This window comes from Acinetobacter calcoaceticus, from assembly GCF_016508255.1.
In the GTDB taxonomy this organism is placed as follows: domain Bacteria; phylum Pseudomonadota; class Gammaproteobacteria; order Pseudomonadales; family Moraxellaceae; genus Acinetobacter; species Acinetobacter calcoaceticus_E.
Map to the genome: position 1 here is coordinate 228,619 of NZ_JADVKT010000001.1, position 12,432 is coordinate 241,050.

The 12,432-nt window shown below is 39.7% G+C and carries 11 protein-coding genes; 8 read left to right on the top strand and 3 right to left on the bottom strand.

All coding sequences use genetic code 11. From position 1 onward, the window contains the following. Positions 1–73: 73 nt before the first annotated feature. Complete coding sequence (locus tag I5515_RS01120) at positions 74–1,042, top strand: alpha/beta hydrolase (RefSeq protein WP_199964362.1); 969 nt, start codon at positions 74–76, stop codon at positions 1,040–1,042. On the opposite strand, the gene I5515_RS01125 is transcribed toward I5515_RS01120, so the two are convergent. Further along, the gene (locus I5515_RS01125; RefSeq protein WP_100193583.1) at positions 1,039–2,229 is read right to left on the bottom strand and encodes a helix-turn-helix domain-containing protein; all 1,191 of its coding nucleotides are present in this window, start codon (positions 2,227–2,229) and stop codon (positions 1,039–1,041) included. The genes I5515_RS01120 and I5515_RS01125 overlap by 4 nt on opposite strands. A 142-nt stretch (positions 2,230–2,371) precedes the next feature. Between I5515_RS01125 and I5515_RS01130 the strand changes: the two genes are divergently transcribed. The 5 genes from I5515_RS01130 to I5515_RS01150 all read left to right on the top strand — a co-directional run bounded on the left by I5515_RS01130 (position 2,372) and on the right by I5515_RS01150 (position 8,655). Further along, positions 2,372–3,883, top strand: coding sequence for an aldehyde dehydrogenase family protein (locus tag I5515_RS01130; RefSeq protein WP_199964363.1), 1,512 nt, complete (start codon positions 2,372–2,374; stop codon positions 3,881–3,883). Positions 3,884–4,103: 220 nt separating this feature from the next. Then, complete coding sequence (gene eat, locus I5515_RS01135; RefSeq protein ID WP_199964364.1) at positions 4,104–5,540, top strand: ethanolamine permease; 1,437 nt, start codon at positions 4,104–4,106, stop codon at positions 5,538–5,540. 19 nt (positions 5,541–5,559) lie between these two features. Beyond that, a complete protein-coding gene (locus I5515_RS01140; RefSeq protein ID WP_199964365.1) occupies positions 5,560–6,945 on the top strand; it encodes an ethanolamine ammonia-lyase subunit EutB in 1,386 nt (461 codons plus the stop codon). 10 nt (positions 6,946–6,955) lie between these two features. Next, positions 6,956–7,771 carry an ethanolamine ammonia-lyase subunit EutC gene (eutC, locus tag I5515_RS01145; protein ID WP_199964366.1) on the top strand — a complete coding sequence of 272 codons (816 nt, stop codon included), beginning with the start codon at positions 6,956–6,958 and terminating at the stop codon, positions 7,769–7,771. Between the two features lie 161 nt (positions 7,772–7,932). Next, positions 7,933–8,655: a glutamine amidotransferase gene (locus I5515_RS01150; protein ID WP_199964367.1), complete on the top strand. Its 723-nt coding sequence runs from the start codon at positions 7,933–7,935 to the stop codon at positions 8,653–8,655. Positions 8,656–9,032: 377 nt separating this feature from the next. Here I5515_RS01150 and I5515_RS01155 read toward each other — a convergent pair whose 3' ends face one another. Further along, positions 9,033–10,760 (bottom strand): glutamine--tRNA ligase/YqeY domain fusion protein, encoded by a 1,728-nt coding sequence (locus I5515_RS01155; protein ID WP_199964368.1) that lies wholly within the window; start codon positions 10,758–10,760, stop codon positions 9,033–9,035. Positions 10,761–10,928: 168 nt separating this feature from the next. Between I5515_RS01155 and I5515_RS01160 the strand changes: the two genes are divergently transcribed. Then, entirely contained in the window at positions 10,929–11,438 is a 510-nt protein-coding gene (locus tag I5515_RS01160; protein WP_003652397.1) for a peptidylprolyl isomerase, read from the top strand. 15 nt (positions 11,439–11,453) lie between these two features. After that, positions 11,454–12,173, top strand: a complete 720-nt coding sequence (locus I5515_RS01165; RefSeq protein WP_199964369.1) for a UDP-2,3-diacylglucosamine diphosphatase — start codon at positions 11,454–11,456, stop codon at positions 12,171–12,173. Between the two features lie 7 nt (positions 12,174–12,180). On the opposite strand, the gene I5515_RS01170 is transcribed toward I5515_RS01165, so the two are convergent. Continuing rightward, entirely contained in the window at positions 12,181–12,411 is a 231-nt protein-coding gene (locus I5515_RS01170; protein ID WP_199964370.1) for a hypothetical protein, read from the bottom strand. Between the last annotated feature and the right edge of the window lie 21 nt (positions 12,412–12,432).

The following is a 12,432-nucleotide window of genomic DNA, read 5'->3' on the forward strand; positions in this document are numbered from 1 at the left end:
TAAACCTGATTGACAATTCTCCCATTTCATTGAAGGATACTCAGCATGTCTTAATTACAATAGCTCGATAAAAATGAATACATCCTCAGCTACTCAAAATTATGTTCCAGATATTTTAGGTACTGGCTACGAACAGCTTACACTCAACTTTCCTAATGATTACGAAGGTAAAGTTGTAGCTACCTTAGTGCGTAAAAAGGCCGCTCAATCTACTCAAAAAGCTGTGCTGTATATTCATGGTTTTTTAGATTATTTCTTTCAAACTGAAATGGCTGAACAATTCAACGCGCATGGTTATGACTTCTATGCCTTGGATTTAAGAAAATACGGTCGTTCCAAGCTACCCCATCAAATCTTCTATAATGTGCTTGATTTAAGTGAATACGATGCCGAAATTACTCAAGCATTAGATATCATTGCTAAAGAACAGCACACACAAGTATTGCTTGCAGGCCATTCGACTGGCGGTTTGACAGCAACGCTTTATGCTGCCCATCACCCGAACCATCCTCTTATTAAAGCGCTATGGACGAATAGTCCATTTTATGACTTTAATTTAAGCTTGGTCGAAAAGAAGTTTGGTATTCCAGTACTCAGTCGAGTAGGAAAATATCTACCTAAAGTTAAATTCCCAAGCCAACTGAACAAATGGTACACCGCGAGCCTTCACAAACAGCTCAAGGGCGAATGGGACTTTAATCTGGACTGGAAACCTACCTCTGCCCCTACGGTTCAACTCAGCTTTCTACATGCGATTCATACAGCACAAAAAGAAATACATCGCGGAGTTAAACTCAATGTTCCTGCACTGATTATGCATTCTCATCAGACTAAAAACCCTAAAAAATGGGGAGCCGATGCGACTCAAAGCGATGTAATTTTAGACGTTAAAGACATTGAAAAATTTGGCAAAAAAATCAAAGGTGATGTCTCTGTTGTCTCTATTCACAATGGCTTGCATGATTTAGTCCTTTCAGCCCAGCCAGTACGAGAACAAGTCTATCAACAATTGTTCCAGTGGCTGGATCAAAAAATCACTTAACTGAGCTTAGGTGAGTCAAGGTATTTCATCAGCAATTGATGCGCGGGATGTTCACTCGGTACTAACTCCATAAGACGTTCTACCGCATCGATTGCTTCAGGGAAATGAGCTAAATGCTTAAGTAATAAATCTGTTTCTTGCGTTTTAAAAATTGCATCGCTCAAGCGCGATTCAAGGCAGTCACGCCATGCACATAAAAACGGGCTTTCAGTTTTTGCCAGAAAAACACCTGTGTAAAGCTGTAAAGCAGAAGCCGCATATCCCGCATCCAGTGCTTGTTCAGCTTGTAAAAAATCGGCTTCAACATGTACAAGCAAACGATATGGCCGAGATCCAAGTAAACCACCCAAAATATCTCGAAGTTGAGACATTTCAGCTTTAAGCGTACCCATACTCACTTTACGTTCGCCATAGAGCGCCTGATAGAGATGCTCTAAAGTTAAACCATGTGGACATAACGCCAATATGGTTAAAATTTCAATTTGACGCGGTGTTAATAATAAACTTTTGCCATTAAATTTAACTTGTGGTGTTGAAAAAGCACGAATATGTAATTGCTGACGCTGCTGCTCTAGCAAGGCAGATTGAATAATTGATGCACAACGTTCGGCAGCCAATATTCCTAAACTATTATGGTTCTTCCAAGTAGTCGATAAATCAACGACACCTAGAGTTTGTTTTGAGTATGGATCGATAATTGGCGCGGCATAGCACACCCAATCATGAATCGATTCCATATAATGTTCATTAGAAAAAACACAACTTGATTGCTGAGTTTTTAAAGACAAAGCCAATGCATTGGTACCAACAAATTCTTCACGCCATTGCCCACCCTGCACAAAGTGAACACGCTCAGCTGCACTTTGCATTTGAGCACTTGTTGCCGTCCAAATGATCGTACTACCAATGTCACCAACGGCAATCACCATTGAGGATTGCTCTGCAATATGACGTAAGTCATCAGCACATTGGCTTAGGGCCATATCTAGAGCATTTTGTGAAGCAGTTTTTTTCTCGACTAATGGAGCCGCAAAACGTTCTTTAGGAATTGCAGCAGATGCTGATCGTTCCCATGAGCTTGCAATACTTTGGCCGAGTTTGGCAGCGTTCTGAGGAGAGAGACTATTTTGCGTGCGCAGTTGATCAATCAACGTCCGTTGCTGCAATAAATCCTTTTTTGTGAACATTTGTAAATTCCTTATATATCCACATTTCTATTCCAACCTTTCTCCAACCTTCTTCTTTATATCCTAATTATACAAAGTACGAAAGTACCTACTGACAGGGTTCTTGTTAGTCTTTAGTCCTAAAAAGCAAAGGAATATTTATATGCGCTATATCGATCCAAATCAATCGGGCTCAAAAGTTCAATTCAAATCACAATATGAAAATTTTATTGGCGGTGAATGGGTAGCACCTGTAAAAGGTGCGTATTTTGACAATGTATCTCCTGTTGACGGAAAAGCTTTCACACGTATTCCACGCTCTAGTGCCGAAGATATCGAACTTGCTCTAGATGCAGCACATAAAGCCAAAGCAACATGGAATAAAGCCTCACCAACAGTACGCTCTAATATACTTTTAAAAATTGCTGATCGTTTAGAAGCAAATCTTGAAATGTTAGCAGTAGCAGAGACTTGGGATAACGGTAAAGCAGTCCGTGAAACTTTAGCAGCAGACATTCCACTTGCAATCGACCATTTTCGTTATTTCGCTGGATGTATTCGTGCTCAAGAAGGCGGCATCTCTGAAATTGATGAAGATACGATTGCTTACCACTTTCATGAACCATTAGGCGTTGTTGGCCAAATCATTCCATGGAACTTCCCTATTTTAATGGCAGCATGGAAGCTAGCCCCTGCGTTAGCGGCTGGTAACTGTGTTGTAATTAAACCAGCTGAGCAAACACCTGTAGGCATTTTGCTGGTTGCTGAACTCATCCAAGATATCTTACCGCCAGGTGTGCTTAATATTGTGAATGGTTTCGGTGCGGAAGTTGGTCGCCCATTAGCGACAAACCCACGTATTGCCAAAATTGCGTTTACAGGTTCAACACAAACTGGACAAATGGTGATGCAATATGCGACCGAAAATATTATTCCAGTGACATTAGAACTTGGCGGTAAGTCACCAAACCTTTTCTTTGAAGATATCATGGATAAAGAAGATGACTTCTTAGAGAAAACACTAGAAGGTTTTGCTATGTTTGCCTTGAACCAAGGTGAAGTATGTACTTGCCCTTCTCGTGCTTTAGTTCAAGAAAGTATTGCTGATCAGTTCTTAGAGATTGCCATCGAACGTGTAAAACGTATTAAAACGGGTCATCCTCTTGATACTGAAACCATGATTGGTGCACAAGCATCTCTGCAACAACAAGAGAAAATCTTACGTTGTATTAATACGGGCCGCGAAGAAGGTGCAGAATTATTGCTCGGCGGTAGTGGCCGTAAAGAGGTGGGTGACGGTTTCTATGTCGAACCCACTATTTTTAAAGGTCACAACAGCATGCAAGTTTTCCAAGAAGAAATTTTTGGTCCTGTACTAGCTGTAACAACGTTCAAAGACTTTGATGATGCAATCAAAATTGCCAATGACACCATGTACGGTTTAGGTGCAGGCGTTTGGTCACGTTCAGCTCATATTTCTTATCGTGCTGGTCGTGCTATTGAAGCGGGCCGTGTCTGGACAAACTGCTATAACATCTACCCTGCACATGCTGCATTTGGTGGCTACAAAAAATCAGGTATTGGCCGTGAAAACCACAAGATGATGTTAGATCATTATCAACAAACCAAAAACCTGTTAGTCAGTTATTCGACTAAACCAATGGGCTTCTTCTAAATTCTGCACCAAGTTGATCCAAAACGCTCAACTCTAAAAAGAAGTTACATCTCTAATGATATAAGAAGCCAGTAATTTAGATTGCTGGCTTCTTTATTTGCGATTGTTAAACTTGAATTTTTATTATTTGGAATAAAAAAGCTCCATCTACTCTCTAAAGTGCTTCATTTAGGCATTGCTTTTGCATTGATTCATACAGACCCACTCGCAGGAGTATTGTATGAATCAACCAGAAACAGCTTCCGTCATTTCTTCAAGCACAGAAGTCTCATCAGCAGAATATTTTGCTCAGCGTCAACTCAAACAAGGTACGGTTGGTTGGTTACTCCTGATTGGTTTAGGTGTAGCTTATGTGATATCGGGTGATTTTGCTGGCTGGAACTTCGGCATAGCCCAAGGTGGTTGGGGTGGCATGTTTATTGCCACTGCCCTCGCTGCAATCATGTATCTGTGCCTATGTCTTTCTATGTCGGAAATGTCCACCATGATGCCGACAGCAGGTGGTGGTTATAGCTTTGCACGCGCTGCCTTTGGTCCTTTTGGTGGCTATTTAACAGGTACAGCTATTTTAATTGAATACGCGATTGCCCCTGCTGCTATTGCTGTATTTATTGGCGGTTATTGCGAATCTTTATTTGGAATTAATGGCTGGATGATTTACCTCGCCTGCTATGCGATTTTTATGGGCATACATTTGAAAGGTGCTGGTGAAGCCTTAAAAATTATGTTTGCGATTACGCTTATCGCAGCAGTTGCTCTTGTAGTTTTTATTGTGGCAATGATTCTACATTTTAATACACAAAACTTGTTAGATATTCCAGTTGGTACAGGTGTAGGCGCAAGTCGTTTTCTGCCTCATGGTTATTTGGGTATCTGGGCAGCCGTTCCTTTTGCTATCTGGTTTTTTCTTGCAGTTGAAGGTGTTCCTTTGGCAGCCGAAGAAGCGAAAGATCCAGCCAAATCACTTCCACGCGGTTTAATCGGTGCAATGCTCATATTAACTGCGTTTGCTATGCTCATTTTGTTCTTGGGCGCAGGTGCAGCGGGTGCAAGTACTTTACAAAACTCTGGCGCTCCTCTCGTAGATGCTCTCGTTAAAGTTTATGGCGCCCACACTTGGCTTGCGACCTTTGTAAACTTTGTGGGTTTATCAGGTTTAATCGCAAGTTTCTTTTCAATTATCTATGCCTATTCGCGTCAAATCTTTGCACTATCGCGCGCGGGCTATCTACCTACTTCACTCTCTTTAACCAATAAAAATAAGGCTCCTTATCTTGCGATTATTATTCCGGGCATTATCGGCTTCTTACTTTCACTCACCAAAGAAGGTGATTCACTCATTTTAATCGCTGTTTTTGGTGCAACCATTTCCTATGTGTTGATTCTCTTATCCCACATCAAACTGCGCCTATCTAAACCCGACATGCCTCGTCCTTATAAAACGCCCGGCGGCATTGTAACCTCAAGCATTGCATTAGTTTTGGCAGTGGCTGCGGTGGTGGCAGGCTTTGTGGTAAACCCGAAAGTCTGGTTTATTGCTGCGGCTATTTATATCGTATTTATTGCTTACTTTTTATTCTATAGCCGCTATCATTTAGTTAAAGGAACGCCAGAAGAAGAGTTTGCAAATATTAAAGCTGCGGAACAAGAACTATAAATAATATAAGGATACAACAATGAGTTATCGCAATATTGTCGCCAATCAACAGTATTACTTTGCTGACCTAAAAACTTTAATGGCAAAAGCAACGCCGTTACGTTCAGGCGATGAATTAGCAGGTGTAGCAGCAAGAGATGCGACTGAACATGTTGCGGCTCAAATGACACTGGCCGATGTACCACTTAAAACTTTTTTAAATGAAGTCGTGGTCGATTATGAGACAGATGAAATTACACGACTGATTATTGATGAACATGATCTGGCAGCATTTGCCCCTATTTCTCACTTTACTGTAGGTGATTTTCGAAATTGGCTACTTGGCGAAGAAGCAACTGCACAGAGCCTAAAAGCACTAGCCTCGGGCTTAACTCCGGAAATGGTGGCTGCTGTCAGCAAAATTATGCGTAATCAAGATTTGATTTATATAGCCAGTAAGTGTGAAGTGATTACCCAATTTCGCAACACCATTGGTCTAAAAGGCCATCTTTCTACGCGCTTACAACCCAATCACCCGACCGATGATGTGCTTGGCATTTCTGCCAGTATTTTAGACGGCTTGATGTATGGCAATGGTGATGCCGTGATTGGCATTAACCCTGCAACAGACAACTTACATAATTTGTCAGAGCTACTGAAATTGCTTGATCATGTGATTCAGGAATATCAGATTCCGACACAATCCTGCGTCCTCACTCACATTAGTTCAGGTATTCAACTTGCTGAAAAAAATGTGCCGATTGATTTAATGTTTCAATCGATTGCTGGCACACAACTAGCCAATGAAGGTTTTGGAATTTCACTCGATTTACTACAAGAAGGTTATGAAGCCACACTCGCACTTAAACGCGGAACCCTTGGACAAAACGTCATGTACTTTGAAACAGGTCAAGGCAGTGCGCTATCCAGCAATGCACATCACGGCGTTGACCAACAAACATTAGAAACGCGTGCCTATGCCGTAGCCCGTAAGTACAACCCGCTTTTAGTGAATACAGTCGTTGGCTTTATTGGCCCAGAGTACCTTTTTAACGGTAAACAAATTATACGTGCGGGTTTAGAAGACCACTTCTGCGGCAAGTTACTTGGTGTACCCATGGGCTGTGACATTTGCTATACCAACCATGCCGATGCTGATCAAAATGATATGGATGTTCTACTTACTTTATTTGGAGCAGCAGGAATCAACTTTATTATGGGAATTCCGGGTTCAGACGATGTCATGCTGAACTATCAAACGACTTCGTTTCATGATGCTCTTTATCTAAGACAACTCCTGGGTTTAAAACCTGCTCCAGAATTTTCCGCTTGGCTTGAACAACAAGGTATTTTTAAACAACAAAACTCTCAAATTTGTTGGGCAGATCACATGCCCGACCAATTCTCTCGTCTGCTCATGAATTAGGGAGAACACTATGAAACTCAGTCGTGATATTCAATATCCCTCCTCTACCCATCAAGATCAGTGGGAAAAACTCAAACAGTTTACCGATGCCCGTATTGCTTTGGGTCGTGCAGGTTGTAGCATCCCAACACGAGCCTTACTTGAGTTCCAATTGTCTCATGCACAAGCAAAAGATGCGGTTTATCAAGATCTGGACGTTTTTCATTTATCTGAACAATTACAGCAACAGCAGCTTCCAAGCATTCATGTACAAAGTAATGCATCCAATAAAGAAATTTATCTCAAACGCCCAGATTTAGGACGTCAGCTTTCAGATCAATCAAAAGATGTCTTAATTAAGGAATATGCAGAAAATCCGAAGCCATACGATGTTTGTATTGTGGTAGGTGACGGACTCTCTGCAAGAGCAATTGAAGCAAACGCTGTGACATTTATTACAGCGCTAAGCGAACAAATTCAGCAAGAAAACTGGAGTCTTGCACCAGTTTCACTTGCGACAGGTAGCCGAGTTGCTCTTGGTGATGAAGTTGCTGAAATCTTTAAGGCATCTATGCTTGTTATGCTTATTGGCGAACGTCCGGGACTAAGCTCTCCGGACAGTATGGGCATTTACTATACATGGAATGCATATTCAGGCTGCCTCGATGCGAAACGCAATTGTATTTCCAATGTTCGCCCAGCTGGATTAAGTATTGCCGTTGCAACTCAACGTTTAATGGCACTTATGAAAAAATCAAAACAACTTGGCATGTCAGGAGTAAATTTGAAGGATGAACATCAGCTTTCAAACATAGGCCAAAACGATACTCAAAAATTATTATTTTAATAGCGTGGGGTATGCAAGGGATTCTGCATAAATAATTCCTTGCATTACAACATTATCGTAACGAAAAATATCAATTTTCAGGTATTGGTGATTTATACAGATATTCTCTTCTTTATATTTATCGCTATACTCCACGTATTGATCTTCTATGAATCATTTGTATGAACACAACAAACGCCTTCCCTAAAACTATTTATGCCATTCAGCATCTCGCTTTCGAAGACTTAGGTTCATTAGAAGATGTCTTTTATCAACTCGGATTTCGCGTCCGTTATTTTGAGGCGGGTGTTGATGATTTAATCCCGGCTTTTTCACATGAAGGTTTAACCATTATTTTAGGTGGCCCAATCGGTGTTTATGAAACTGACGATTATCCATTCTTAAAAGATGAAATCTCACTACTCAAACAACGCTTGGCAGCGGATAAACCCACTCTTGGCATTTGCCTAGGCGCACAGCTTATTGCTCATGCGCTGGGTGCAAAAGTATATGCAGGACATCAAAAAGAAATTGGCTGGGGCCCACTAAGCTTAAGCCTACGCGCTAATCAGGTTTTATCTGGTTTGCTTAATAATGTTCATGTTCTACATTGGCATGGTGACACTTTCGATCTTCCTGAAAATGCTGTGCTCTTAGCAAGTTCTGATATTTATACCAATCAGGCATTTGAAGTTGGAAATAATATTCTTGCATTACAGTTCCATATTGAAACGACTGAAGAACATTTTGAAAAATGGTTAATTGGCCATACGTGTGAACTTCGCCAAGCCAATATTTCAATTCCAAAACTCCGCGAAGAAAATCAGCAATATGCTCAAAGTCTCGAACATGCTGCTTTTGACGTTATGCAAAAATTTCTTAAGCGTATTGGGTATAGCGATTAATATACAATTCAATATATTAATTAAATTATATCCATAAAGCCAAATGCTTATTTTTTCACCTAAAGATGGATTGTTAATTTATATTTGGTAACATTTATAATTAATTTAAGTGTATTATTAATTTATTAACTTTGTAACACAAAATAAACGCTGATTTACTATGGAAATCCTGAAATTTATTAAAAGCTTTCATACGATGAATACTTATTTATCGCTAGCATTTATCCTTCTTATAGTAATTGTTCTTTATTTTTATGTGATTAATCCAGCTTAGCTAATTTGCCAAAAAATAATATAGCTAGGAAAGTAGATATCAAAAAGCCCAACTGAGTTGGGCTTTTTGATATCTACTACTTACTCAAAACATGTTACTCGTCTTACTTTTTCTCAGGCTTAAAGCTATCTTTCAAATCAAGAATGCGGTTAAACACTGGTTTTTCAGGTGAATGATCATGTTGATCAGCAACAAAATAACCCTCACGTTCAAACTGGAAACGATCTTCAGGGCTCGCTTGTGCCAAAGCTGGTTCAATTACAGCGTCCAATACTTTCAACGAATCCGGATTTAAGTTAGCTAAGAAATCATCGCCAGTTTCAGGGTCTGCTTCTGTGAACAAACGATCGTAAATACGTACTTCAGCAGGAATACCTTTGGTTGCCGATACCCAGTGAATTACACCTTTTACTTTACGTCCTTCAGGGTTCTTACCTAAGGTTTCAGGGTCAATTGAACACTTCAATTCAACCACTTCACCATTAGCATCCTTAATGATTTCATCACATTTAATAACGTAAGCATGGCGTAAACGCACTTCACCATCAGGAATTAAACGTTTAAAGCCTTTTGGTGGTACTTCTTCAAAGTCTTTACGGTCAATATAGATTTCCTTGGTTAAAGGAATCACACGATCGCCCATATCTACGTTAGGATGGCGAGCATGCTTAAGATCCATATCTTCTGGTAAATTAGTTAAAGTCACTTTAAGTGGGCTTAAAACAGCCATACCACGCGCAGCTGTATTTTCCAAAGACTGGCGAATACAGAACTCAAGCATTGCCACATCGACAATACCATCAGTTTTTGACACGCCTACACGCTTACAGAAATCACGTAAACCTTCAGCAGTAAAACCACGACGACGCATACCTACTACAGTTGGCATACGTGGGTCATCCCAACCATTCACATGACCACCTTCCACCAATTTACGTAATTTACGTTTTGATGTAATGGTGTAGTCCACGTTTAAACGTGAAGATTCATACTGATGTGGAACGGCTTTAGATTTTACCTTTTCTACAATCCAGTCATAAAACGGACGATGATCTTGGAACTCTAATGTACAAAGAGAATGAGTGATCCCTTCAATCGCATCAGACAATGGATGAGCATAGTCATACATTGGATAGATTTTCCACTTATCACCTGTTTGGTGATGCTCTGAATGTAATACGCGATATAAAATTGGGTCACGCATGTGTACGTTTGGGCTCGCCATATCAATCTTGGCACGTAAAACAGCTTCACCTTCTTTGAATTCCCCACTACGCATTTTTTCAAAGCGAGCAAGATTTTCTTCAACAGATGCATCACGGTATGGCGAGTTTTTACCAGGTTCAACAAAACTACCGCGGTTTAATTTAATTTCTTCTGGAGATTGCAAATCTACATAAGCATCGCCTTGTTCAATAAGTTGAACAGCCCATGCATATAGTTGATCAAAATAACCTGATGCATAGCGTGGCTCACCATTCCAGTTAAAACCTAGCCATTTCACATCATTAGCAATACCATCAACATACTCTTGCTCTTCAGCATCAGGGTTTGTATCGTCAAAACGTAAATTACATAAACCATCAAACTCTTCAGCTACACCAAAGTTTAGGCAAATTGCTTTTACGTGACCAATATGTAAATAGCCATTTGGTTCTGGTGGAAAACGAGTTACGATCTGCTTTGCACGCCCAGCAGCCAAGTCTTCAGTAATGACTTGGCGAACAAAATCTAAGCCAGCCTGTTGTTCTTGCTGCGCAGAATCGACAGAGGCATGAGTATTCGGTGTCGGGTTATTTGGCAGGCTCGAGACAACATCATTAGGCTTCATAGTGTATCAATCACTTCTTTGTAGATAAAATTTCGAAAAATTTAAACGCTATCTTCATTTTTAACAAAGATTTTAACGTTTTTTACTTGCCTTGTAGTTTACAGTTTGCTTATGCTTCTCTCAACCAAAAACCCATGGTCATAAGCCCATGTTTAGGAGATTAATGTAATGAGTTTTCCTCAAGTCGAATTAAACACCAATAAAGGTCGTATTGTTCTTGAACTGAATGCTGAAAAAGCACCTAAAACAGTAGCAAACTTTTTAGAATATGTACGTGACGGTTTTTATGACGGCGTTATTTTCCACCGCGTTATTGATGGTTTCATGATCCAAGGTGGCGGTATGGATGAAAACTTCAAAGAAAAAGCGACACGTGATTCAATTGAAAATGAAGCTGATAACGGTTTAAGTAACGACGAAGGTACGATTGCAATGGCGCGTACTCAAGCTCCTCACTCAGCGTCTGCTCAATTCTTTATCAACGTGAAAAATAACTCTTTCTTGAACCATACCTCTAAAACTGCTCAAGGTTGGGGTTATGCTGTATTTGGTAAAGTTGTTGAAGGTTTAGATATTGTTGAAGCGATCAAAGGTGTTCGCACTGGCAACCGTGGTTATCATGCTGACGTTCCATTAGAAAACGTTGTAATCGAATCTGCTAAAATTATTTCTGAATAATTTTAGGATAAAACTGTGACTTATCTGTTTATCTCAGATTTACACTTATCACCTGAACACCCTCGACTCGTTCGAGGGTTTTTAGACTTGTTGGCACATTACCAAGATAAAAACACTCAACTCTACATCTTAGGCGATTGGTTTAATGCCTGGATTGGAGATGACTATTCAGCACCATGGCTTGATGAAATTGTTGAAGCTTTAAAAGACTTTAACAAAAAAGGGAATCAGGTTTACTTTCAAGTCGGTAACCGTGATTTTGCTCTTAATCAGGTTTTCCTCAGTAAATTTGATGGCGTATTACTACCAGATATTTATTCCCTCAATATTGCAGGACATCAATACCGTCTAGAACACGGTGATTCACTATGTACAGACGACGTTTCTTATCAAAAATTTAAAAAAATTATTCGAAATCCGCTCTTAGTGGCTCTTTTACGTCGAACCCCACTCAGTTTTCGCACTAAGCTGGTGAATGGCTTTCGCAAGAGAAGCTCTGCTAATAAACAGCAAAAAAGCTATGAAATTATGGATGTGAATGAGCAAGCCGTTATTTCTGCTTTAGCAGATGTAGATATACTGATTCACGGGCATACTCACCGCCCTTCAATTCATCAAGTACAAGCTAAACAACGAATTGTTCTTGGCGATTGGCGTGAAGATCAGGCTTATATTTTGGAAATTGATCCATCTTCAAATTCGCAACAGCTCGAATTGATTGTTTGGAATTATTAGCTAGAAACTAGTCATTTTTTATTTGAAATTTCAATTCTTTAATTTTTTTATTTAAATCAAAATCATAAATTACACATGTACTGGCAATAAATATAAACATCCAGCTTATGTGTGCATATTTTTGATACTCAATGTATAAAATCAAAAGACTCAAAAAAAATGCAAAAATGATAAAGGCTTTAACAATTCTAGTTTGCCTTAACTTACTCTTTGCATCTATTGGCATTAAATCAATCATTTTCAATAGATTACTAAAATT